The organism is Acidothermus cellulolyticus 11B (genome assembly GCF_000015025.1).
GTDB lineage: Bacteria > Actinomycetota > Actinomycetes > Acidothermales > Acidothermaceae > Acidothermus > Acidothermus cellulolyticus.
On sequence record NC_008578.1, the window covers coordinates 1,444,341 to 1,468,299 of the forward strand.

Here is a 23,959-nt window from a genome sequence, read left to right on the forward strand (position 1 = left end):
GTCGCAGCTCCCCTCTATCGCCGAGCGCCGAGGAAATCGTCACCGCGCGCCAGGGAATCGCCACCCTCCGCCACGGAACCGCCGCGGTGCGCCAGGCCGATCACATCGCTGACCCGCTGGAAGCCCCGGGCGGCAAGCGCCTCGGCAAGCTCATCACGGATCCGGGCTGGTGCGCTCGGATCGTGGAAGATTTCCGTCCCGACGCTGACCGCACACGCTCCGGCGAGCAGGAACTGCAGGGCATCCAAGCCGCTTCGTATTCCACCCATGCCGATGATCGGTACGTCCGGGAGTGCGGCGTGCACCTGCCAGACACAGCGGACCGCGACCGGGCGGATCGCCGGACCTGACAGACCACCGGTGACCCCGGAGAGCGCGGGCCGCAGGGTTTCGGTATCGATCACCAGCCCGAGGAGCGTGTTGATCAGCGAGAGGCCGTCCGCGCCGGCGGCGACACACGCCGTGGCGACGGCCACGATGTCGGTGACGTCCGGGGAGAGTTTCGCGAAGACAGGGACCGCCGGGTCCGCGGCTTCCCGGACGGCGGCCAGCACAGCGCTGGCGGCCCGCGGATCGCAGGCGAACACCTGGCCGCGGTCCTCCACGTTGGGGCAGGAGATGTTCACCTCGAGCGCCACGACCGGAGCGGCACCCCGGAGCCGGGCGGCGAGCGCCGCGTACTCCCCGACGCTCGATCCGGCAATCGACACGATCGCCCGGGCGCCATGCTCAGCCAGCCACGGCAGATCATGCTCAAGGAATTCGTCGATTCCCGGACCTTGCAGGCCGATGCCGTTGAGCAGTCCACTCGGCGTTTCCGCCATCCGCGGTGTCGGCCGTCCCGCCCGAGGCGCCAGCATGATCGATTTTGTCACGACCGCACCCAGCGTGGAAACGTCGACGAACTGGCCGAGCTCGCGCCCTGCCGCGGCGCAACCGGACGCCGTCGTGACCGGATTGGGCAGGACCACGGATCCCAGCTGCGTCGTCAGATCGACAGCCGGTGCGGCCGTCCGGCGTGGTGTTGCCCGCACCGCAAAGCCGGTGTGCGGTGAACCGGTGGTCGTCATCGGCGTCCCATCGGCGCGGCGGTCCGCGGCCAGGTGTCGACGGGCGCGGCGTCCGAGGCTCCCCAGGCGTCCGCGGGAACGGTGCCGATGTCGTCGAACCGCACCCGCTCACCGTAGAAGACCGGACCGTCAACGCAGGACCGGACCATCCGGGTCACGCCGTCGTCACCGATCACGGGCAGGACGCAGGTCATGCAGACCCCGATGCCGCAGGCCATCTGCTCCTCGACGGCGACCTGGCACGGCACCCCCGCCGCGGCGGCTATCGCTGTGACGGCGCGGAGCATCGGCATCGGACCGCAGGCGTAGACGACGTCCGCGCCGGTGGCGGACAGCACCTCGGGGAGCACGTCAGAGACCATGCCGCGGACGCCGACCGACCCGTCGACCGTGGTGACCGTGAGGGTGGCCGACATGCGCTTGGCCTCCAAGGTGCCGAAGAGCCGGTCCTCGGTGGCGGCGCCAAGGATGACGTCGATGCGGCAGCCCCGCGCGCGCAACGCCTCCGCGAGCGGGAAGAGCGGCGCCGCGCCGTACCCGCCGCCGACCAGCACGCAGGTGGCCGGTTGCTTCGGGAGGGAGAACGGCCGGCCCAGGGGACCCACGAGGTCGATGACGTCGTGCGGCTGACGGGCCGCCAGCCACGCAGTGCCCGCGCCGACGACCGCGAACACCACCTCGACGGTTCCGCCGAACACCCCGCGCGGCCGGACCTGGTAAATGGAGAAAGCCCGGCGGGTCAGCATGCTGGTCGGTTCGTCGCCGACGGCGACGGTGACGAACTGGCCGGGCTTGGCCTGTTCGGCGATCCCCGGGGCGACCACGCTCACCAGGTGGTAGGCGCCGGCGCGCCGGTTGGCGAGCACCTCGCCGCGCACCTGGACGGGCATCAGGAGCTCCTTCGGGCGGCGCGGAGCGCAACCGCGTGCTCTTGCAGGCTGCGCACGGTGACGTCACCCCGGAGCAGCGCCTCGATGCCTTGGACGCAGGCCGCGAGCCCCTGCACGGTCGTCATGCAGGGAATGCCACGCCGGACGGCGGCGGTGCGGATTTCGTAGCCGTCGACCCGAGGGCCGAGGCCGAACGGGGTGTTCACGATGAGGTCGATCTCGCCGTCCAGGATTCTCGTCACGATCGTGGGTTCGCCGTGCGGTCCCGGACCGTCGCTGTGTTTGCGGACGACGGTCACCTGCACGCCGTTGCGGCGAAGGACGTGCGCGGTGCCTTCGGTGGCAAGGATTTCGAAACCGAGGTCGGCGAGCCGCTTGATGGGGAAGATGATGGCCCGCTTGTCGCGATTGGCGACCGAGACGAAGGCACGCCCTTTGGTCGGCAGCGAACCGTACGCCGCGGCCTGCGACTTCGCGAAGGCGATGCCGAATTCCGTGTCAATGCCCATGACCTCGCCGGTGGACTTCATCTCCGGACCAAGCAGGGTGTCGACACCCCGGAACCGGCCGAACGGCAGGACGGCTTCCTTGACGGCGACCGACGCGTTCGGCGGCAGGTCCGTGCCGTCGCCGGCGGGCGGTAGCAGCCCCTCGGCGCGGAGCTCGCGGATGCGGGCGCCGAGCATGATGCGGGCGGCCGCCTTGGCCACCGGCACGTCGGTGGCCTTGGAGACAAACGGCACGGTGCGGCTGGCCCGGGGATTGGCTTCGAGCACGTACAGCACATCGCCGGCAATCGCGTACTGCACATTGAGCAGACCGCGGACCCCGACACCTTCGGCGATGGCCCGCGTCGATTCCCGGATCCGGCGGATGTCATCGGAGCCAAGGGTGATGGGCGGCAGCACACAGGCGGAATCACCGGAGTGAATTCCGGCCTCTTCAATGTGCTCCATCACCCCGGCGATGTACAGCTCCTCGCCGTCGAAGAGTGCATCGACGTCAATTTCCACGGCGTCGTCGAGGAACCGGTCAATCAGCACCGGGTGTTCCGGGCTGGCCTCGGTGGCTCTCGCCATGTACTCCTCGAGCATGCCTGCGTCGTACACGATTTCCATGCCGCGGCCGCCGAGGACGTAACTGGGCCGGACCAACACCGGATATCCGATCTCGTCGGCGATGCGCCGGGCCTCCGCGTACGACGTCGCCGTGCCGTACCGGGGGGCGGGCAGGCCGGCGCGACGGAGCACCTCGCCGAATGCACCCCGGTCCTCCGCCAAGTGAATGGACGCCGGCGGCGTACCGACGATCGGCACTCCCTCCGCCTCGAGAGCCCGGGCGAGTTTGAGCGGCGTCTGACCGCCGAGCTGCACGATGACACCCGCGATCGGACCGGCCTGCTGTTCGGCGTGCACGACTTCGAGGACGTCTTCCAAGGTGAGGGGCTCGAAGTACAGCCGGTCGCTGGTGTCGTAGTCGGTGGAGACCGTTTCGGGGTTGCAGTTCACCATGACAGTCCGGAAACCCGCATCCCGCAAGGCGAAACTTGCGTGCACGCAGGAGTAATCGAATTCGACGCCCTGACCGATCCGGTTCGGCCCCGAGCCGAGGATGACGACGGCCGGTTCGGCCCGCGGGGCCACCTCGGACTCCTCGTCGTAACTCGAGTAAAAGTACGGTGTTTCCGCGGCGAACTCCCCGGCGCAGGTATCGACCGTCTTGAACACCGGCCGGATGCCGAGCGTGTGCCGGCGGCGCCGGATCTCGTCCTCCGTGACACCGCGAATCTCGCCGATCTGCGCGTCAGAGAATCCGTAACGCTTGGCGTACCGCAGCAGCTCGGCGTCCAGCTCGGCGGCGTCGCGAAGCTCCTCCGCGATGCCGTGGAGAAGCGCGATTTGGTCCAGAAACCACGGATCGATGCCCGAGGCTGCATGAAGCTCGTCGACGGTGGCCCCGGCGCGGAGGGCTTGCTGGACGGTCACGATGCGTCCGTCGTGCGGACGGCGGACCCGCTCGAGCAGCGCCGACTTGTCCTCGACCGGACCGGACCAGCGGAAGACAGCTCCGGATTTCTCCGTCGACCGTAATGCCTTCTGCAGAGCCTCGGGGAAATTCCGCCCGATCGCCATTGCCTCGCCGACGCTTTTCATGGTGGTGGTCAGCGTATCGTCGGCTCCCGGGAACTTCTCGAAGGCGAACCGCGGAACTTTGACCACCACGTAGTCGATGGTCGGCTCGAAGCTCGCCGGCGTCTTCTTCGTGATGTCGTTGGGAATTTCGTCGAGTGTGTAGCCGAGCGCCAGCTTCGCGGCGATTTTCGCGATGGGAAAACCGGTCGCCTTGCTCGCCAGCGCCGATGACCGAGACACCCGCGGATTCAGCTCGATGACGATGACCCGGCCGGTCTTCGGATCGACGGCGAACTGGATATTGCATCCGCCGGTGTCCACCCCGACGGCCCGCAGGACGGCAATGGCGATGTCCCGGAGCTTCTGGTACTCCCGGTCGGTCAACGTGAGGGCCGGTGCGACGGTGATGGAATCACCCGTGTGCACCCCCATCGGATCCAAATTCTCGATGGGGCAGACCACCACGACGTTGTCGTTGCGGTCCCGCATCAGCTCCAGCTCGTACTCCTTCCATCCGAGAACGGATTCTTCGAGGAGCACTTCGTGCGTCGGGCTGGCATGCAGGCCGGCGCCGGCGATCCGCTCGAGGTCCTCTGCGTTATAGGCAATCCCGCTGCCGGCACCGCCGAGGGTGAAGGACGGCCGGACGACGACGGGGTACCCGAGATCACGAACCGCGGCGAAACAATCCTCGAGACTGTGGCAGATGGCCGACCGCGCGTTCTCGGCGCCGACGCTTTCGACAATTTCCTTGAACCGCTGCCGATTCTCGCCGGCCTGGATCGCGTTGATGTCAGCACCGATGAGTTCGACGCCGTACTTCTCCAGCACTCCGGCCTCATGCAGCGCGACCGCGGTATTGAGCGCGGTCTGGCCGCCCAGAGTTGCGAGCAACGCGTCCGGCCGCTCTTTGGCGATGATTTTCTCGACGTACTCGGGGGTAATGGGCTCAACGTAGGTGGCATCGGCGAATTCCGGATCGGTCATGATGGTGGCCGGATTGGAATTCACCAAGATGACCCGCAGCCCTTCCGCCTTCAACACCCGGCACGCCTGCGTCCCCGAGTAGTCGAATTCACAAGCCTGACCAATGACGATCGGCCCAGAGCCGATCACGAGGACCGAGTGGAGATCGGTGCGGCGCGGCATCAGCACGTCCCTTCGTCGTCGAGCCGTCCTGTGGACATCAGGTGAACGAAGCGGTCGAAGAGATACCCGGCGTCGTGCGGCCCGGCGGCGGCTTCCGGATGGTATTGCACGGAGAATGCCGGTACATCCAGGCATTCCAGGCCCTCGACCACCCCGTCGTTGAGGCAGACGTGGCTCACCCGCACCCGCCCGAACGGTGTCTCGGCGATGCCATCCAGCGGAGCGTCGACCGCGAAACCGTGGTTATGCGCCGTGATCTCCACCTTCCCGGTACGCCGGTCAGCGACCGGTTGGTTGATGCCGCGATGCCCGTACCGCAATTTGTACGTACCGAATCCCAGCGCGCGGCCGAGGAGTTGGTTTCCAAAGCAAATACCGAAGAACGGAATGCGGCGCGCCAGAACCTCCCCGAGCACCCGCACCGGCCCGGTGGTGGCCGCCGGGTCGCCGGGACCGTTGGAGAAGAATACGCCGTCCGGCTCGCACGCAAGAATGTCATCGATGGTCGCCCACGCCGGCAACACGTGGACGTCGATTCCCCGCTGCGCCATGAGTTTCGGCGTCATTGCCTTGATGCCGAGGTCGACCGCGGCGACGGTGAACCGTTTCGCTCCCTGCGCCGGTACCACGTACGGTTCGCGGGTGCAGACCTCTTCAGCAAGGTCGGCACCGACCATTGACGGAGCAGCCAGCACTTTCTCCAATAGCGCCTGCGGATCCGGGTCAATGCTGGAAATCCCCACCCGCATCGCACCGCGTTCGCGCAGGTGCCGAGTCAACGCCCGCGTATCAATGCCGCAGATTCCGACGACGCCGTACCGGGCGAGCTCGTCATCGAGGGTGCGCTGCGCTCGCCAATTCGACGGGATCCGCGCCGGGTCACGGACGACGTATCCGCTCACCCAGATCCGCGCGGATTCGGGGTCTTCGTCGTTCACGCCGGTGTTGCCGATGTGCGGCGCCGTCATGACGACGACCTGCTTGTGGTAGCTCGGATCGGTGAGCGTCTCCTGGTAGCCCGTCATGCCGGTGGCGAACACGGCCTCACCGAACGTCTCACCGATCACGCCGTACGCCCGGCCGTGGAAGGTCCGCCCGTCCTCCAGGACGAGGACCGCCGGCGGTCGGGCCCGCAGCGACGTGCCGGCGGGAACCGCGGTGGGCACAGACCCGTTGCCCCCGGTCATGCCGGCTTCCCGTCGAGGACTGTCGGGGTGCCGTGAAGGAACGTGTGGACGACGCGCACCGGTAACTCCTTTCCGAGAAATGGGGTGTTGCGCGATTTGGACACGAGGACCGACGGCTCGACGACCCACCGGGCCGTGGGGTCGATGAGGGTGAGGTTGGCGGGTGAGCCGACAGCGATGGGCCGGCCGTGGGTGGTGAGCCGCCCGATCCGGGCGGGCCGGATCGACATCCGGTCCGCGACTCCGGCCCAATCGAGCAGGCCGGTCTCGACCATCGCCAGTGCGACGACAGAGAGCGCGGTCTGCAGCCCGATCATCCCGGGTGCGGCCGCCGCCCATTCGCATTCCTTGGCTTCCACCGGGTGGGGGGCGTGATCGGTGGCGACCGCGTCGATCGTGCCGTCGGCAAGCCCGGCGCGCAGGGCGGCGACGTCCGCCGCGGTCCGCAGCGGCGGGTTCACCTTAAACACCGGGTCGTAGCTCACCGCGAGATCGTCGGTGAGCAGGAGGTGATGCGGGGTGACCTCCGCGGTGACGGCGATCCCGCGGGCCTTGGCCCACCGGATCAGTTCCACCGACCCGGCGGTGGAGACGTGGCAGATGTGGACGCGCGAACCGACGTGGCCGGCGAGGAGCACGTCCCGGGCAATGATCGACTCTTCGGCTGCAGCCGGCCAGCCGGCCAACCCGAGCCGGGCCGACACCTCCCCTTCATTCAGCTGAGCGTCCTCGGTCAACCGAGGCTCCTGCGCATGCTGGGCGATGACGCCGTCAAACGCCTTGACGTACTCCAGGGCTCGGCGCATGAGCAGAGGGTCGGCGACGCACCTGCCGTCGTCGGAGAAGACCCGGACCCGGGCGTGCGAGTCCGCCATCGCACCGAGCTCGGCGAGCCGCTCGCCGGCGAGGCCCACCGTCACCGCACCGACCGGAGCGACGTCGCAGTGCCCGGCCTCATGGCCGGCGAGCCACACCTGCTCAACGACACCGGCGGTGTCGGCGACCGGATCGGTGTTGGCCATCGCATGGACAGCGGTGAAACCGCCGAGGGCGGCAGCCAGCGTGCCGGACTCGATCGTCTCGGCGTCTTCCCGTCCCGGCTCCCGCAGATGCGTGTGCAGATCAACGAGACCAGGCAGGACGACGAGCCCGCCGGCGTCGACGATCTCGGCACCAGCGGCGGTCAGCCCGGCACCGATCTCGGCAATCGAGTCACCGGCAATCAGGATGTCCGCCGGGTCACCACCGAGGATTCGCCCGCCGCGCAGCAGCCACCGGTTCACCAGCCACCCCCGATCGCGGCCGCGGCCGGTTCGGCCGCCCGTCCGGCCAGCGCGGGCTCACCCCCGCCAAGGAGGAGGTAGAGCACGGCCATCCGCACGACGACCCCGTTGGCGACTTGCTCGACCACCACCGACCGTGGCGAATCCGCGACTTCTGCGGCGATCTCGACGCCCCGGTTCATCGGTCCCGGGTGGAGCACGATCGCGTGCTCCGGCAGCAGCGCGAGGCGGGCGGCGTCCAGCCCATACCGGCGGCTGTACTCCCGCGAGGTGGGGAAGAAGGCCGCCTGCATCCGCTCCCGCTGTACCCGGAGCAGCATGACGGCGTCGCACTTCGGCAGTACGCCGTCCAGCTCATACGAGACCGCGCACGGCCAGCTCTCCACGCCGACCGGGAGCAGGGTCGGCGGCGCGACGAGGGTGACCTCCGCCCCGAGGGTGTGCAGCAACGTGACGTTCGACCGCGCGACCCGGCTGTGCAGGATGTCGCCGACGATCGCCACCCGGCGCCCATCCACACCGCCGAGATGCCGTCGGATCGTGTACGCGTCGAGGAGCGCCTGGGTGGGATGCTCGTGGGTGCCGTCACCCGCATTGATCACCGAGCCGCGGACCCAGCCGGCAAGGCGATGGGGGGCACCGCTGGCCCAATGGCGAATGACGACCGCGTCGGTACCCATCGCTTCGAGGGTGAGCGCCGTGTCCTTGAGACTCTCGCCCTTGGAGACGCTCGACCCCTTCGCGGAGAAGTTGATCACGTCAGCGGAGAGCCGCTTGGCGGCGGCTTCGAACGAGGTCCGGGTCCGGGTGGAATCTTCGTAGAACAGGTTGACGATCGTCCGTCCCCGCAGGGTCGGCAGCTTCTTGATCGGCCGGTCGGCCAGCCGCGCCAGTTCCGCCGCGGTGTCCAGGATGAGCAGCGCGTCGTCGCGGGTCAGGTCGCCAGCCGAGAGCAGGTGCCGCATCATCGGGCACCTCTGTGAACCGCCGGCACCCCCGGGTCGTACTGCGGCGGATGGCTGGGATCACCCGTGCCGGCCGCGCGGGTCCGGTCGGCAGGCCCGACGAAGACGCCGTCCACGCCGTCGATCTCGGTGAGGCGCACCGCGACCTGCTCGGCCCGGGACGTCGGCAGGTTCTTTCCGACGTAATCCGCCTTGATGGGCAGTTCCCGGTGGCCGCGATCCACCAGGACGGCCAGCTGGACCGCCCGTGGCCGGCCAACCTCGTGCAGCGCGTCGAGTGCGGCCCGGATCGTCCGGCCGGAGAAGAGCACGTCGTCGACGAGGACGACGAGAGCGCCGTCCACGCCGGACGCCGGGATGTCGGTGCGGCCAAGCGTCCGAGCCGGGCGAAGGCGCAGGTCGTCGCGGTACATGGTCACGTCGAGGGAGCCGACCGGGATCGGCCGGGATTCGACATGGCTCATCCGTTCGGCGAGCCGGTTGGCGAGCGGCACGCCGCGGGTCGGAATGCCAAGGAGCACGACGTCGTGCCCGCCTCTGGTGCGTTCCAGAATTTCGTGCGCGATCCGGGTCAGCGCCCGTCCAATGTCGGCGGCATCGAGAACAGACCGAAAGCCACGGTCCAAAAGATCAGCAGGAATAGGAGGAGCAGCAGAATCGTCGATGCGCGCGCGTACCACGAGCGACCTCCTTCCCCGCCTCGCTGGACGGGCCTTAAAGGATGTCGGTTTCGGCTAACCATAGCAGAGACGGCCCTCGGTCAATGAACCCGACCCGGCGACGGCCAATTCCGCCGACCGGAGACGGCCAATTCCGCCAACCGGAGACGGCCAATTCCGCCAACCGGAGCAGTCCGGATTACTCCGCCCAGCCGATCCGTAATTAGGCCGATTGCACCCGATTGATGGCCATCCGGGTAGGGATCGGCGATTCTGCTTGACGCGCGAAAATCGTCGGCCTACCGTCACACTGCGTAACGAGCGCGGCTGGGACCTCGGGTGATCGCGCGGTCACCATGCCTGGGCCTGCCCGGCCCAGGCGTCATCCGGGGTCGCCTCGACCGGGTTCGGCCCGGGGAAGCCAATGGTGAGACCGGCGTTCGGCCAGGTTCGCACGGGAGTGAGGTTGCCGTGAACGACTACGCGAAGGCGCTTGGCGCCCGACTCCGCGCCATCCGCACCCAGCAGGGGCTCTCCCTCCACGCTGTCGAAGAGAAATCCCAAGGCAAGTGGAAGGCCGTCGTCGTCGGCTCGTACGAGCGGGGTGATCGAGCGGTCACCGTCCAGCGGCTCGCCGAGCTGGCCGAGTTCTACGGTGTTCCCGTCGCTGAGCTCCTCCCGGACGCCGAACCCAGCGGTGCCGCCGAACCGCCGCCGCGGCTGGTCATCGATCTGGAACGGCTGGCGGTCGTCCCGCCGGAGAAGTCCAGGCCGTTGGCCCGCTACGCACGGACCATCCAAGCGCAGCGCGGTGACTATAACGGACGGGTGCTCTCGATCCGCCAGGACGATCTCCGCTCGCTGGCAGTGATCTACGATGCGTCACCGAGCTCGTTGACCGAAGAGTTGATCTCCTGGGGTGTGCTCAATCCGGAGGCTCGCCGGGCGGTGGACTCGCTGTAACCGTCGCCTGGTTCGCCCGTACAGCGGCGAGTACGCCGTTGACGAACGGCGCCGACTCGGCCGTTGAGAGGTCCTGGGCCAGCTTCACCGCCTCGGCCAGCACAACGGCGTCCGGAACCTCGGTGACCCAGAGCAGCTCGTAGATCGCGAGCCGGAGGATGTTGCGGTCGACCGTGGGCATCCGCTGCAGGGTCCAGCCGACCGCGAACTGTTCGATGATCCGATCGATCTCGGCTCGATGCGCTGCGACTCCTTCGACCAACCGAACCGCGTACTCCGGGACTGGCGTGTCAGCCCGGGCCGTGTGATCAGCAAGGATCTCGAGCGGATCGGCGGCACGTAGGTCAGCTTCGAAGAGCACGTCGAGGGCGCGCTTGCGGGCCTTGGTTCGCGCCGGCATGACGTCCCTTCGACGGACGGCGACGTGGTCGTGGGAGTGAACGAGTCTCGGGAATGAACCGGTCCCGGCAGCGGCCCGGTCTCAGGAGTTGGCGCGGCCGAGGTACTCGCCGGTGCGGGTATCGACCTTCACCTTCTCGCCCGTGGTGATGAAGAGCGGCACCTGGATCTGCGCGCCGGTCTCCAGCGTCGCCGGCTTGGTCCCGCCGGTCGACCGGTCGCCCTGCACGCCCGGCTCGGTGTAGGTGATGGTGAGTTCGACGGCGGCCGGCAGCTCGACGTACAGCGGCGTGCCCTCATGCAATGCGACGACCGCCTCGGCGTTCTCCAGGAGGAAGTTCGCGGCGTCGCCGACGGTCTGTGCCGGGATGTGATATTGATCGTACGTTTCGGTGTCCATGAACACGAAACTGTCACCTTCGCGGTAGAGGTACTGCATGGTCCGCTTGTCGACCGTTGCAACGTCGACTTTCACCCCGGCGTTGAAGGTCTTGTCCACCACCTTGCCGGTGAGCACGTGCTTGAGCTTGGTCCGGACGAAGGCTGGGCCCTTGCCGGGCTTGACGTGCTGAAATTCGACGACGTTCCAGAGCTCGCCGTCCAGGTCGAGGGTCATCCCGTTCTTGAGGTCGTTGGTGGTGGCCACGTCTCCCCTTGTCCCGTCATCGAGATCACTTGCCGGCTCATCCGAGCGCGAGGTGAGTGTACCCGGCGCGGCTGCCGGCCGGCCGCACTACCGGGAACCGGCGGCCAGCAGCGCCGCAATCGCCCGCAGCGCGAGCCGGTACGAGTCGAGACCAAACCCGGCGATCGTGCCGCTGGCCACGCCGGCGATCACCGAGGTGTGCCGGAACTCTTCGCGCGCCGCCGGATTCGTGAGGTGCACCTCGACGAGCGGCGCGGTGCGCATCGCCACGGCGTCCCGCAGCGCGTACGAGTAGTGGGTGAAGGCGGCGGGGTTGAGGACGACGGGCGTGCGGGTGTCGGCGGCGCCGTGCAACCAGCTGATCAGTTCTGCCTCGTCGTTGGTCTGCCGGACGTCGACGTCCAGGCCGAGCTCCGCGGCCGTCTCCTGACAGGCGCGGACGAGGTCGTCGTACGTCGCCGTCCCGTAGATCTCCGGCTCACGCACCCCGAGCCGGGAGAGGTTCGGCCCGTTGAGGACGAGTACCCGCAGGCTCATTCGGCTACCTCCGCGTAGGCGGCCTCCAGGACGGCCGGATCGGGATCGGCAAGGATGCGCGGCCGGCCGATCGCTTCCAGGACGACGAACCGCAGCGTGCTCCCCCGGGCCTTCTTGTCGATCGCCATCGCAGCGCGGAGTTCCGGCCAGGCTTCCTTCGGATACCGGGTCGGCAGACCGACGGCGGACAGGATGCGCCGGTGCCGCTCGGCGGTGGCGTCGTCCAGCAGCCCAGCATGACGGGCCAGCGCAGCGGCGAACACCAGGCCGACCGCTACCGCGTCGCCGTGCCGCCACCGGTACTGCTCCCGGCGCTCGATCGCATGGCCAAGGGTGTGCCCGTAGTTCAGCACTTCCCTGCCGAGTTGGGTGCCGATCCGCTCGCGAAGGTCGGCGGCGACCACGGCCGCCTTCACCGCCACCGACCGGACGATGAGCTCTTCGGTGTGCGGGCCGGCCGGCGTCCGGGCGGCTGCCGGGTCCGCCTCGACGAGTTCGAGGATCACCGGATCGGCGATGAACCCGGTTTTAATCACTTCAGCCAGACCGGCGGCGTAGTCCGCCGGCGGCACGGTGGCCAGGAGCCCGACGTCGCAGAGCACCGCGCGGGGCGGGTGAAAGGCGCCGACGAGGTTCTTGCCGGCGTCCAGGTTGATTCCGGTCTTTCCGCCGATCGCAGCATCGACCATCCCGGCGAGAGTGGTGGGCACCTGGACGACGTCCACCCCGCGCAGCCAGGTCGCCGCAACGAAACCGGCGAGGTCGGTCGCCGCCCCCCCGCCGACTCCGATGATCAGATCCGTGCGGGTGAAGCCGGCGGACGCCAGGCCGTCCCAGAGGTTCGCGGCCGTGGCCACGGTCTTGGCCGCCTCGCCGTCCGGCAAGGGGAAGAGCGAGACCTCACGGTTCGGGGCGGCAAGACCGGCGGCGATCCGGTCCGCCACGGACGCGACGGTCGGCTGATGGAGGACGGCGACCCGGCGGACGACGGCTGGCACCAGCGTGTCGAGCTCGGCCAGCACGCCCCGGCCGATGCGCACGTCGTACGGCGCTTCGCCACCGACCCGGACCACCTGGGTCATCGGATCACCTGCCGGCTCCCAGTCCGCCGACTGCCGGCCGATGACGTCGCCTGGTGCGCGGTCATCGGTTCTCCTCGCGAACCGTGATCAGTGCGGCGATCTCGTCCGCGACCTCGTCCGGCGTCCGGCCGGTCGTGCCGACGGTGTGAGTGGCGGTCTGTTCGTACAACGGCCGGCGGGCGTCCATCAAGGCGCGGAGCTGAGCCCGCGGATTGCCGAGGAGGAGCGGACGGTCCCGATTGAGACCGACCCGCCGGACCGCCTCGCTGAACTCCACCTCGAGATAGATCACCGTGTGGTCGGCGAGCAGGGCTCGGGTATCGTCGTCCAAGATCGCACCGCCGCCGAGGGCGAGGACGCCGGTGTGGGCGGCGAGCCGGTCCGCCACGACGGCCTTCTCCAATTGCCGGAACGCCGCCTCGCCGTCGGTGAGAAAGATCTCCGCGATCCGCTTCCCCGCCCGCTGTTCGATCACGTCGTCGGTGTCCTCGAACGAGACGGCGAGCCGGGACGCCAGGGCACGACCCACGGTGCTCTTGCCCGCCCCCGGCGGGCCGATGAGGACGACGACCGGCGGCATCAGCGGACGACGAGGGTGTCGAGGTAGGCCTGAAGGTTGCGGCGGGTTTCGACGACGTGGTCGCCGCCGAACTTCTCCAATAGAGCATCGGCCAGCACAAGTTCCACCATCGCCTCGGCCACGACGCCGGCAGCCGGTACGGCGCACACGTCGCTGCGCTGGTTGATCGCCTTGGCTGGTTCGCCGGTCGTGACGTCGATGGTGTCCAGGGCCCGCGGGACGGTCGAGATCGGTTTCATCGCGGCGCGCACCCGCAGCACCTCACCGGTGGACATCCCACCCTCTGTGCCGCCGGACCGGTTGGTCCGCCGCCGAACCCCGTCAGCGCCCGCCTCGATCTCGTCGTGCGCCGCCGAACCCCGCCGCCGTGCGGTGGCGAAGCCGTCGCCCACCTCGACCCCTTTGATGGCCTGAATGCTCATCAGCGCTGCGGCGAGCCGGGCGTCCAGCCGGCGGTCCCAGTGCACGTGGCTGCCGAGACCGGGCGGCAGTCCGTAGCCGAGGACTTCCACGACGCCGCCGAGGGTGTCGCCGTCCTTCTTCGCGGCGTCGATCTCGGCGACCATCGCCGCGCTGGCCTGCGGGTCGAGGCAGCGGACCGGGTCGGCGTCGATCCGCTCTCGGTCGGCTGGCGTCGGCAACGGTTCAGCCGGGGCGCAGACCGGGCCGATCGCGACGACGTGGCTGAGCACCTCGATCCCGGCGGCTTGGCGGAGAAACGCGGCCGCGACCGTGCCGAGGGCGACCCGGGCGGCGGTCTCCCGGGCACTGGCGCGTTCGAGGATGGGCCGGATGTCGGTGAGGTGGTATTTCTGCATCCCGACCAGGTCGGCGTGGCCCGGCCGGGGGCGGGTGAGCGGGGCAGCGCGGGCCAGGTCGGCGAGCTGCTCCGGCGGCACCGGATCCGCGGCCATGACCTCCCGCCACTTCGGCCACTCGGTATTGGCGATCCGGATGGCGACCGGCCCGCCCATGGTGACGCCGTGCCGGATGCCGCCAAGGAATTCGACCTCGTCGCGTTCGAAGGTCATCCGGGCGCCGCGGCCGTACCCCATCCGCCTGCGGGCGAGCGCGTCGCCGAGCACAGACGTGGTGATCTCGACCCCGGCGGGGAGTCCTTCGAGGACGGCGACGAGCGCGGGTCCGTGCGATTCACCTGCGGTCAGCCAGCGGAGCACGGTCGCGAGTCTCGCACATCGGCAAGCCGGACGCCGGCACGGGTGCACGCCGGACGCCGGCACGGGCCACGGTCGCGGGATGGGCTGCCGGCCGGTCCGCCGGTCTGTCGGGCCGCTGCCGTGACCGACGCACCCGGACCGCGACGGCCAGCCGTGATGGGCCGCGTGGCGCTAGTCGACGGTTGCGGTCTCCCCGACACCGAGCTGGATGAACTGGTCACCGTATTCGAAATCCGCGCCGTACTGGACCGGCGGCTGACTCGGGTCCGAGCTAAGGACGGATACCAGCTTGAAGTAGGTGTCGAATATCTGGCCGGGACGGATCCCGCTGATGGTCTGCGTCGTGTTCGAGGCCACGTCGGTAATGGCAACCGTCACCGACGGCGTGTTCGGGTTAACGGCTATGAGCGTGAGTTTGAGCAGCTTCCCTGCCGTAGGCAGACCTGTCGGGGTCGGGAAGACGGTCACGGTCGGCACCGCGGTCGGCAACACGAGTGACGGCGTCGGGGACGGCGACGGCGAGGGCGCCGCACTCGTCGGAGGCGGTGGAACAACCAGGGGTTTGAACGGATTGTGCCCCACCGGGCCGTTGTAATTGGCCGGTACGGCGAGAGCGCTCGGGGTAGCCGCAGGCGTCACGCGCGCCGACGGTGACAAGTTGGTCGGCGGCTGACCAAGGGCGGTGCTAGACGATGATCCGCCTGAGCCCATCCGCAGGAGGTAGACGACGAGCGCGGCCGCGACGACGACCGCAAGTGCCGCAACGAGGAGGAGCTGGCGTCGGCGGGTCGCGTCGTTCGCTGCCGTTGAAGCGTGCATCGGTTGGGACATCGGGTACTCCTGGTTTATCGCGTCGGCGTGGCGACCGGCGACGGAGCAACGGTGCTCACGGAAGTGGAGGGTGCTGGCGTCGACGACATGAAAATCACGGCTGAGATATCTCCTTGGAGGGTCTGCCACGAGCCGGAGCCGACACCTCCGTTCGGGACGCTCACTCCCATTCCGCCCGGGGTTGGGAGCGTGCCGGGGTTTAGGGCGATGCCCGTCACTAGGGTGGCCCGATCGGCGTGCTCAATTTTCACCAGGAACTGTTGAATAGCGAAGTAGTCGCCGACGACCGTGATTTTCACGGAGATTGTCTGGAGCTGTGCGGTCGAAACCCCGCTCGAGCCTGCGTTCGCACCGCCGCTGCCGGAATTAGAAACGCTTTGGTTGCCCGGCGCGCTTGTGGGCGTACTCGTCGGACTCGGCGTCGGAGCCGCGTTCGGAACGGCACCGGCACCGGGAGTGGGCGGCGCGACGGTCTGTGGCGGGCTGGGCGCCACCGAAACAAGTTCTACGTGAGTGGCGGCCGCGGCGTTCGCGAGAAACCGCACGTACGCCGGCAGGCCGGGGTCGGACGGGAGCTTCCGCTGAATCGCGGCGATCCGCGCTTGCTCGGATGGCAGTGCTGTGCGCTGTGCTCGAAGCGTCCGGACCTGGCTCTGCAGCGCACTGTTGGACTGCACTTGCTGCTGGACTTGCGCGCGCAAATCAGCCGCATGCTTCTGCTGCGGTTTGATGAACAGCAGCCAACCCCCCAACACGACGGCCAGCACGCCGATAACGGCTGCCGCAATCCACGGGCGGACCTTTGCCATCTCAACAACTCCCAGGATTCACGCACCGGCCGGAGAGGGCCGCCGGTGACAGCGCCGTCGATGCCTGATATTGGATGACTTTCACCGTTCCGATGAACGTCTCTTGCGCGGTACTAAAGTACGGTTGGACAATTCCGTGCGACGTCTCTTTCCCCAACGAATCGAGCAAGGTCGCCAGATCTGGCCACGCCTTTCCGTAGCCTTGCAGCGTCACCGACCCGACCGTCTGCGGCGCGGCATTCGGTGCGGCGAGAGTCCCCGGCTGCACATCTTCCTGCGCGTTGAGCTGAACGAGCCAGACCGAATTGGGAACAATAACGCTGAAATCGGCCAGAAACGTGGACCACTGAATTTCGGTGGCCATCGCACGGCTCAGCAAAGCCTCCGACGCCGCAAGCTGTGCCGCCGTCGTGCGCACGTCACTCAGACGGCGAAGCTGCGCCGTGAGCTGCGTTTCCTGCTGCTGCTGATCGGCGAGCTGCTTCTTCGCCGTGTCAACCGCATGCCCTTGTTGCGTGTAAGCGAAAACCACTCCGACCAATGCGAGAGCGATGGCCGCACCGGCACCCGCCTGAGCCGCACGGACCCGCCGCCGTTCGTGCAGCTCCGGCGGCAGCAGATTGACCCGGGGCAAGTCACCGACACGGGTGGTTGTAGTCACACTCATGAAAGGCCTCCAACGGCAAGACCCATCGGCACCGGCACGAGCGGCTGGATATACGCCAGCTGTTCCTGCGACAATCCCGTCCGTCCTAGGCGGATCGTCGCAAAGGGGTTGACAGTGTCAACCGGCAAGCGGGTCGCAAATGCCAGCCGCTGCGCGAGATTCCGCAGACGTGATCCACCGCCCGTGAGGACGACACGGCGAATAGGAACCGCGCCGGGCGAGGCGAGGTAATAGTCCAGCGAGCCGCGTATCTCGTCCACAAATGACGCTGTTGCGTTCTCAATAGCGCGGGACGCTGGGTGAGCGTCGCGCTCCACCGCATTGAGCGGAACACCAAAGCTGTACTTCAGCCGCTCCGCCTCATCGACCGGTACACCGAGCCGCTCGGCAATGCTGTCGGTGATATCCGCACCACCAATCAAGAGAATCCGGACGAATTTTGGTACGCCGCCTTGATGCACCGCGATATTTGTGACCCGGGCTCCAACGTCGACAATCGCCTCTGCGTCCGATGCCATCCCCAGCTGTTCCTGACCGACAACGGCACGGATCAGAGCGAAGGGTGTCAAGTCCACCGATGCTGGTTTTAGTCCGGCGCGGCGAACCGCTTCAACGGCGTTCGTAATCATCTCGCGGGCACCTGCAACAATCAACACACGCAAGGTCCGCGCGCCGGCTTCGTTCAGGTACTCTTCAACCGGATAGAAATCGAGAATCGCCTGCTCGACCGGCATGGGCAGGAAGTCCGCCACCTGATACCCCAGCGACTTGCGCAGCTCGGCAAGCTCCATCCAGGGCAAGTCGACCTGCCGGACGACTACCCGTTGATTCGACACACCAAGAGCCACCTTGCGGCTTTTGAAACCCACCTCGGACCACAATCGGCGCAGCGCCGCCGCGACGAGGTCCACGTCCGCGACTTCGCCGTCCCGCACAGCGCCGACCGGTAGAGCTACTTGACCAAACCTGTCAATGCGCACCGAACCTCGTGCGATCGACGCCTCCACGCCCCGCACGCACGACGTTCCGATGTCGAGGCCCACAGGCGCCCGTCCAGCCACCTGATCTCCCCTCCGTCCCTGCATACCCGGTTGGTGGCATGCTCGACAAAGGGCATCGGTTGGGAGCAACGGAAGCTTGAGCGAATGGCGGACACCGATGCCGTCATTCGGCGGACGGCATGCGTGGACAGTAGCAACCGCTAGGGGGAAGGAATCAGCGACGTCGGGCCGAGATGCGGAGGCTCTTAGGCAAGCATTCCCGTGTAGGCATGCACGATCGCTCCCCCGAAGAGGGCTGCCGCCAGTGCGCCGGCGACGAGTGCCGGCCCAAAGGCAATCGTGCTGTGTCTGGTCGCCCGGCGCCGGACAAGCGCACCGACAGCGGCGAGACCGCCGAGAAGGAACGCAAGAAACGCACCGACAAAGAGGATCCCGAGCCCGAGATAACCGAGGTAAAGTCCCAGGACTCCGGAAAGTTTGACATCACCGAAGCCCATGCCGCCCGGCTTGATCACCATAAGCAGGAAGAAGAAGCCGTACATCACGGCCATGCCAAGGAGAGCGAGCAGCATGCGCTCGGGGCGATGCCGCGTCACCGCCGCGACGCCAAGAAGCGCGGCGGCGACGGCGTACGACGGTAGGGTCAGCCGATCCGGCAGCCGGTGGGTGTCGAGGTCGATGTACGCGAGCGCGACCCCAACCGCGCTCAGATACCAGAACGACGCCATCTCCCAACTGAGACCGAACCGCCACAGGCCGAGAATGAAGAGTCCCGCGGTCAGGGCTTCGACGAGCGGATACCGGACCGGGATGCGCGCACCGCAGCTGCGGCACCGGCCGCGCAGCAGCAGCCAGCCGGCGATCGGCACATTGTCCCGCGGTCGAATCGCCTCGCCGCAGGAGATGCATCTCGACCGAGGGCGGATGATCGATTCTCCCCGCGGCAGCCGCCAGATCACGACGTTGAGGAAAGAACCGACGATAGCGCCGAACGCCGCGGCGATGGCGAACTCAAGGGCGTGCGTCACGGTCACCTTGCTTCAGCTCGCTCGTCACCGTCTAGTTGCCGACTTCGCGGATATACACGACGTCAACGTGGTACGTCTGCGCCACGCTCAGCTTGGCCCCGGGGACGCCAAGCGGCACATAGGTCAGGTTGAGCGTGTTGCGGGCGATGTTGAGCGTGCAGGCATACAGTTGGCCGGTCATCGTCACGGTGTTGTTCCCGCTGTAACCTCCGGGGGTGTACATGAGGGTGGTGAGCAGCGGATCAATGGTGAGATACGTATTCGTATTGATGCTCTGGTTCTGGTCGACACCACTGTTGGTGCAGCTCCCGTTGGTGTTGTTGACCCAGGGTACGATGATCCAGAGCTTGTGTGGCTTACCGTCGCCGGACTGAATGGTCACTTTCGAGAGCGTGAAGCTCGAGGCAAAAATCGCGGTATCCGCATAGACCTTTATCGTTGTCGAGTTTCCTGTCGTGCCAATACCGGTGCTCGAACAGCCGTCGGTGTAGGCGTTGAGGATAGTCGGTGTCGACGGCAGCACGAGCGGGCCGTTCAGTGAATACGAATCGCTGGTGATCGTGCACGCGTAGGTCGTTCCGCCGTTTTTCGGGAAGACCTGCGACCACGACGGGGCGTTGGGCGCGTGTGTCGCCACCCAGGTCTGCCAGTCCACCATCGTGAACGTTTCACCGAGCCCGTTGTTCCAGTCGCTCAGATTGACCGGCCAGGTCACCACGGGCAGCGTGAGCTGGGGTGGGAGCGGCATCCCGGTGACGCCGGTGGAGACACCGCCCTTCCAGTTCGCGATCGGCAGCGACTTGCCGTCGGTAATCGTTAGGGTGCCGGCAAGGATGATGTCGCCGTTGATTTTCACCGTACTCTGCAGCTTGGCTCCACTGGTGCTCGAGCGGACCTGGCCGCCGATCGTCGGTGTACTGTCGGCGGTCACCGTGCTCGCCGCCCAGACGTCGCCTTGCACCACGCAACTGTTGGTCAAGTAAGCGGTGCCCTGCGTGTACACGCTTCCGGCGACGTTGGGGTTGCTGTTGCATTGGAAGTTGCCATTGGTGTAGACGTTCGCGGTCAGACTGCTCGTGCTGGTGACGGTCACCTGATTCGTCATCTGCAAGTTGCTGTTGGAGAAAATCGCCTTGTCGAAGCCAAACGCGGCCATCGGCGCCGTACTTAACCGAAGCAGCGCCTCCATGGTCCGCGTTCCGCCGGAAGCCGATCCGTTGTAGCCGGCGGGTGAAGTTCCCGTGGAACGGATGAGCACGGACTGCGGGATCTGGGTCAAGCCACTGTTCGGCGAGCAGGGAATCACCTGATTGGAGGCCGGCGGATACGACGCGTAATAGGTGAGAGTGACGGTGTACGACCCCCGGGATCCCAAGGTCTGACTCAGCTGGCAGGGCACTGTCGTACCGCTGGAGGCTTGCAACGTGGCGTACGCGACATCGATACCGGCCTCAGCTGCGTCGACGGATTGCACGCGCATCCGGTCCAGCGACGCACCCTGGGTATTCACGATGACGGCACCGACAGCGAGGGTCGTCGCCGCCGCCACCATGAGAATCATCGCGAGGACGAGAATCATCGCAGCGCCGCTGTCCGGAGCTCCGTGGCGCCGCACCACCCGGCGAATGAGGCCGATCATCGTATTTCGTCCTTTCTCCATCAGCCCGGCGGAATCGGGAGGCACAGGTTAGGGCTATAGCCGTAAGACGTGTTACGCCCCGCTACCGACGCGGTAATTTCCGCCGGTTGTCCGCCATTCGCCCCGCCTCGGGCAAAGAAATGCAGATCGAGGAGCCGGCCGCCGTAACCTGCGGCACTGTTCAGCACAAAAGGCGCCTGATTGGGTTTCGTAATATCGTTCACGATATTAATCGCTACGGTCTGCCATTGACTGACCCGGCCGTCGAGCAGGTACGTCGTCGACCAGCTGCGGGTCTCCAAGGCTTGCGCGGCAACGTCGTACCGCCACTCCACACACTGCTCAATCCCGTTCGCTTGCGTGTACACAAGAACGATGGGATTACCCTTGGCGTCGGTGCTGGGGTTGTACAGGACGTTCCCGGACCGCACTTGTCGTTCGATATCCCAGACGGCGAGCCTCACCTGATCATTAGCGGTTCCGCGCTGCGTCTCGGCCGTGGTATTCCGAATCATCATCATGTAGAGCGCAATGCTGATGACAATGAGGATGCTGAAGACCGCCATCGAGACAAGCATCTCGACGAGCGTGAGACCGGCTTCCCGATCCCGCGGTAGACGTTCCCGACTCCTCATGTCATGCTGCCTGGTACGTCGCGCTGGCCAGAAGCTGGCCAAGGTCCACTTTGATGTCGAGGCTGGCACGCACGGACCCATCGGGCGTGCTGGTGATCACGTACTTGAGGTCGAGGACGAAAGACGTCACCGACGCGGTGCCCTGACACGGGGTATTCGAGGTGCAGCTGGCGTTGCTCTGGTCACCGGAACTCGGCACCGTCGTCGCGGTTGCGCCACCGGTCGTGATAGTCGCGGTAAGGCTGACCTGACGGTTCGCCGAATTCGAGGAAACGACAAGGGACGACGTGAGCTGTTGCCCGGCAGCCGCGCCCGCGAGGTTGACTGAGGTGTAGCCGCTGCCGTTCCAATAGCGGAGCGTGCCGCTGCTTATCCCTGCCTTCGGGGCCGCACCGGTCTGGCCTCGCTCCGACCACGCGGCATCCGAGTAACCGGTGACGCTGATGAGGTAACCGCCCCAACCGGCCGGTGCGTTCGCCGCCACGTTAGCGGGCAATCCACCGAGGTAGACGTCACCCGGCGTCCGCACGGCTTCCGAGCCGACGCAACCCGCACTGCCGGTCAGGAACGACGCGCAGTGGACGTCAGGGCTGCTGCCGAGCGTCGCCCCAAACCGACCGGTGTACACCGCCAAGGGTGTCGTCGTCGAGGGAGGATTAAGCACGAGAAGGTTGGCCTGGCCGACCGACGGAAGTTTGAGCACCGCACTAGCACCACCCGCACCAAGCTGTCCCATCGAACACGGGAGGGTGGTGACGAGCTGTTGGCCGGTGGTGTCCGCGCATGACGCACCGGTAAGAGATTGCGCCGCCGCGCGAAGCGTCCCGCTCACCGAACCTTGGGTCAGGGTCAGGCTCGCCGATCCGTCGGACGACGCCACAACCTGGGTAATCGACGACTGGCTCACCGACTCGGTGTCCGACGGCGATGTCGTTGAGCCGGCATCGTTGCTCGCTTGCGCAGCAACCCTTGTCCCGCCCAGCGAGCTGTCCGTTCCGCTCACGGTCCACGTGGTGAGTGGCGCGCTGCCATTCGCCGCAGTATTTGCTGTCTGTTCTGACTGAAGCGAAGCGGTCAGCCGGGGGAGACTGAGCGTCGCCGCGGTAAAGCCGGGAATGTCAGCAATCGCTGGGTCAGTCGATGACGCCGACGTGATGGTGATCGAACCCGGCCCGGTGTCCGCTGAAGCGTAGAAGAAGGGCTCGCAGGGTGCGGCGATCGGGTGCGTCAACGTCGACTGGCAGCCGTTAGGCGAGAAAATCTCCGTCTGCGTGACCAGTTGCTTTGTCGCCGAGGCCGAGGTCCCGTTGGGTCTCCAGGTCACGATGACGGTGGCGGTATAAAGAACCTGATCCGTGGGACCCAGGCTCGTGTCTTTGCAACCCGGTTCATAGCTGTTCGCGCCGCCGGTGAAAGCGCTGTGGTGACAGGTGACGAACGTCTTCACCGTGAACGTCGTTCCGTTCGCCTTGACCTGCGGCCACGGCCACGTATCGAGCGGTGTCTGGTTCGACGCCGTTGTCGTGGTATTCCACGCGAGCGGCTGGTACTTGTAGTAGTAAAGGCCGTTGTACGTCGTGACCGCCGGATCCGTCGTCACAGGCTGAATAGATCCAGCGACAATCGTCGCATACGGTAAGGCTCGTAACCGCTCAATCGCTTGGTTGGCGAGCTCCCCGGCGGTCTGTATCTGCCGGGCGCGTTGGGAATTGACCATCGTCGAAATCAGCAAACCGCCCGCGGACAGAAAGACCGTGAGCAGGATTCCCATCGCGACGAGAACTTCGATCAGGGTAAAGCCGCCGTCGGATGTGGCCAATCGGCGCACCAGTCCGATGCGACGCTTGCTCACCGTGTCCCCTCTCGACGCTCAGCAATCGACGTGGCTTTTACCCGACCTGCGGACGGAGTGGTGCACTCACCGTTATGACCGTGTCGTGAAGGCCGGGTCTGACCCGGCCTTCACGACGCCAGTCGAGCATTACGCTAGCCGGCAATCGGCGTCACGGGCATGCACCCTTGGCCAGCTGCTGGCTGTTGGTTGTGGGATTGACGCTGATGTGCCACGGGCTGGCACCGGCGTGGCTGTTGTCCATTTCCAGGCAGTACGGCTGGCCGACCGTAATCGGGCTGGGCTTGACAACGAGCGTGTTCCCCGCGGTCAGCGTGCCCGTCACACCCGTGGTGTCAATGTCGGTCGTTACCGTGTAGCTGCTTCCGGTTTGGGTGACCGTCACCGTTGTCGGCCCGTCCACCATCTCCGACTGGATGTTGGTCAACACGTTGTGCAGGTCGGCTTTCTCGCTCGCCTCATACCCCTTGTTCTGCTGGTTGAGGAAGAGCGGGATGGCAATCGCGGCAAGGATGCCGATGATGAGCATGACGACGAGCAGCTCAATAAGGGTGAAACCCTCGTCCCGCCGCTCCATCGCCTCACGGATTCGTGCGAGCATGCGCCCGTCCTTTCAGTGATGAGGCCGGTTCCGGCCTTCCCGGAGATGACACCCCGGGCATCGACGCCGCGATCGGCTGACTTTACCGTCCGATCGGGCGATTTCTTCCGCCGTTCGGGGCAGTCCGGCTGGTTCAAACGGCCGCCATCCACAGGACAGCACCGCCCCACAGCGCG

23 protein-coding genes are annotated in these 23,959 nt (G+C 66.8%); 1 reads left to right on the forward strand and 22 read right to left on the reverse strand.

Features of this window, described 5'->3' with window-relative positions:
• Nucleotides 1-14: 14 nt before the first annotated feature.
• The 7 genes from ACEL_RS06670 to pyrR are packed head-to-tail and all read right to left on the reverse strand — an operon-like array spanning nucleotide 15 to nucleotide 9,341.
• The gene (locus tag ACEL_RS06670) at nucleotides 15-1,070 is read right to left on the reverse strand and encodes a dihydroorotate dehydrogenase (RefSeq protein ID WP_011720131.1); all 1,056 of its coding nucleotides are present in this window, start codon (nucleotides 1,068-1,070) and stop codon (nucleotides 15-17) included.
• The gene (locus ACEL_RS06675) at nucleotides 1,067-1,960 is read right to left on the reverse strand and encodes a dihydroorotate dehydrogenase electron transfer subunit (RefSeq protein ID WP_011720132.1); all 894 of its coding nucleotides are present in this window, start codon (nucleotides 1,958-1,960) and stop codon (nucleotides 1,067-1,069) included. The genes ACEL_RS06670 and ACEL_RS06675 overlap by 4 nt, the downstream gene beginning before the upstream one ends.
• Nucleotides 1,960-5,241 (reverse strand): carbamoyl-phosphate synthase large subunit, encoded by a 3,282-nt coding sequence (carB, locus tag ACEL_RS06680; protein ID WP_011720133.1) that lies wholly within the window; start codon nucleotides 5,239-5,241, stop codon nucleotides 1,960-1,962. The genes ACEL_RS06675 and carB overlap by 1 nt, the downstream gene beginning before the upstream one ends.
• Nucleotides 5,241-6,428, reverse strand: a complete 1,188-nt coding sequence (gene carA, locus ACEL_RS06685) for a glutamine-hydrolyzing carbamoyl-phosphate synthase small subunit (RefSeq protein WP_011720134.1) — start codon at nucleotides 6,426-6,428, stop codon at nucleotides 5,241-5,243. Before carA ends, carB begins: the two co-directional genes overlap by 1 nt.
• On the reverse strand, nucleotides 6,425-7,711 hold the full coding sequence (locus ACEL_RS06690; protein WP_011720135.1) for a dihydroorotase: 1,287 nt from the start codon (nucleotides 7,709-7,711) through the stop codon (nucleotides 6,425-6,427). The genes carA and ACEL_RS06690 overlap by 4 nt, the downstream gene beginning before the upstream one ends.
• The gene (locus tag ACEL_RS06695; protein WP_011720136.1) at nucleotides 7,708-8,679 is read right to left on the reverse strand and encodes an aspartate carbamoyltransferase catalytic subunit; all 972 of its coding nucleotides are present in this window, start codon (nucleotides 8,677-8,679) and stop codon (nucleotides 7,708-7,710) included. Before ACEL_RS06695 ends, ACEL_RS06690 begins: the two co-directional genes overlap by 4 nt.
• Complete coding sequence (gene pyrR, locus ACEL_RS06700; protein ID WP_083760633.1) at nucleotides 8,676-9,341, reverse strand: bifunctional pyr operon transcriptional regulator/uracil phosphoribosyltransferase PyrR; 666 nt, start codon at nucleotides 9,339-9,341, stop codon at nucleotides 8,676-8,678. The genes ACEL_RS06695 and pyrR overlap by 4 nt, the downstream gene beginning before the upstream one ends.
• A 465-nt stretch (nucleotides 9,342-9,806) precedes the next feature.
• Here pyrR and bldD point away from each other — a divergent pair, with 465 nt between their 5' ends.
• Entirely contained in the window at nucleotides 9,807-10,298 is a 492-nt protein-coding gene (bldD, locus tag ACEL_RS06705; RefSeq protein ID WP_011720138.1) for a transcriptional regulator BldD, read from the forward strand.
• Here bldD and nusB read toward each other — a convergent pair.
• From nusB to ACEL_RS12765, 15 genes are all read right to left on the reverse strand, one after another.
• Nucleotides 10,261-10,698, reverse strand: a complete 438-nt coding sequence (nusB, locus tag ACEL_RS06710) for a transcription antitermination factor NusB (protein WP_011720139.1) — start codon at nucleotides 10,696-10,698, stop codon at nucleotides 10,261-10,263. The two genes, bldD and nusB, sit on opposite strands and share 38 nt — an antisense overlap.
• A gap of 81 nt (nucleotides 10,699-10,779) precedes the next feature.
• Complete coding sequence (gene efp, locus ACEL_RS06715; protein ID WP_011720140.1) at nucleotides 10,780-11,343, reverse strand: elongation factor P; 564 nt, start codon at nucleotides 11,341-11,343, stop codon at nucleotides 10,780-10,782.
• Nucleotides 11,344-11,430: 87 nt separating this feature from the next.
• Nucleotides 11,431-11,880 (reverse strand): type II 3-dehydroquinate dehydratase, encoded by a 450-nt coding sequence (gene aroQ / locus ACEL_RS06720; RefSeq protein ID WP_011720141.1) that lies wholly within the window; start codon nucleotides 11,878-11,880, stop codon nucleotides 11,431-11,433.
• Nucleotides 11,877-12,962, reverse strand: coding sequence for a 3-dehydroquinate synthase (aroB, locus tag ACEL_RS06725; protein WP_011720142.1), 1,086 nt, complete (start codon nucleotides 12,960-12,962; stop codon nucleotides 11,877-11,879). The genes aroQ and aroB overlap by 4 nt, the downstream gene beginning before the upstream one ends.
• A 61-nt stretch (nucleotides 12,963-13,023) precedes the next feature.
• Nucleotides 13,024-13,542 carry a shikimate kinase gene (locus tag ACEL_RS06730; protein ID WP_011720143.1) on the reverse strand — a complete coding sequence of 173 codons (519 nt, stop codon included), beginning with the start codon at nucleotides 13,540-13,542 and terminating at the stop codon, nucleotides 13,024-13,026.
• On the reverse strand, nucleotides 13,542-14,720 hold the full coding sequence (aroC, locus tag ACEL_RS06735) for a chorismate synthase (RefSeq protein ID WP_041834988.1): 1,179 nt from the start codon (nucleotides 14,718-14,720) through the stop codon (nucleotides 13,542-13,544). Before aroC ends, ACEL_RS06730 begins: the two co-directional genes overlap by 1 nt.
• Before the next feature lie 171 nt (nucleotides 14,721-14,891).
• Complete coding sequence (locus ACEL_RS06740) at nucleotides 14,892-15,551, reverse strand: hypothetical protein (RefSeq protein ID WP_011720145.1); 660 nt, start codon at nucleotides 15,549-15,551, stop codon at nucleotides 14,892-14,894.
• A 14-nt stretch (nucleotides 15,552-15,565) separates the two neighbouring features.
• On the reverse strand, nucleotides 15,566-16,360 hold the full coding sequence (gene gspM / locus ACEL_RS06745) for a type II secretion system protein GspM (protein ID WP_011720146.1): 795 nt from the start codon (nucleotides 16,358-16,360) through the stop codon (nucleotides 15,566-15,568).
• Between the two features lies 1 nt (nucleotide 16,361).
• Nucleotides 16,362-17,027, reverse strand: coding sequence for a PilN domain-containing protein (locus tag ACEL_RS06750; RefSeq protein WP_011720147.1), 666 nt, complete (start codon nucleotides 17,025-17,027; stop codon nucleotides 16,362-16,364).
• Nucleotides 17,024-18,112, reverse strand: a complete 1,089-nt coding sequence (gene pilM / locus ACEL_RS06755; RefSeq protein WP_238378016.1) for a type IV pilus assembly protein PilM — start codon at nucleotides 18,110-18,112, stop codon at nucleotides 17,024-17,026. The genes ACEL_RS06750 and pilM overlap by 4 nt, the downstream gene beginning before the upstream one ends.
• Nucleotides 18,113-18,273: 161 nt before the next feature.
• Nucleotides 18,274-19,062: a prepilin peptidase gene (locus tag ACEL_RS06760; protein ID WP_011720149.1), complete on the reverse strand. Its 789-nt coding sequence runs from the start codon at nucleotides 19,060-19,062 to the stop codon at nucleotides 18,274-18,276.
• Between the two features lie 25 nt (nucleotides 19,063-19,087).
• Entirely contained in the window at nucleotides 19,088-20,695 is a 1,608-nt protein-coding gene (locus tag ACEL_RS06765; RefSeq protein ID WP_011720150.1) for a hypothetical protein, read from the reverse strand.
• Nucleotides 20,696-20,715: 20 nt separating this feature from the next.
• On the reverse strand, nucleotides 20,716-21,330 hold the full coding sequence (locus ACEL_RS06770; protein ID WP_011720151.1) for a prepilin-type N-terminal cleavage/methylation domain-containing protein: 615 nt from the start codon (nucleotides 21,328-21,330) through the stop codon (nucleotides 20,716-20,718).
• A gap of 1 nt (nucleotide 21,331) precedes the next feature.
• Nucleotides 21,332-23,182 (reverse strand): type IV pilus modification PilV family protein, encoded by a 1,851-nt coding sequence (locus ACEL_RS06775; RefSeq protein WP_011720152.1) that lies wholly within the window; start codon nucleotides 23,180-23,182, stop codon nucleotides 21,332-21,334.
• Between the two features lie 151 nt (nucleotides 23,183-23,333).
• Nucleotides 23,334-23,783: a prepilin-type N-terminal cleavage/methylation domain-containing protein gene (locus ACEL_RS12765; protein WP_011720153.1), complete on the reverse strand. Its 450-nt coding sequence runs from the start codon at nucleotides 23,781-23,783 to the stop codon at nucleotides 23,334-23,336.
• Nucleotides 23,784-23,959 lie beyond the last annotated feature (176 nt).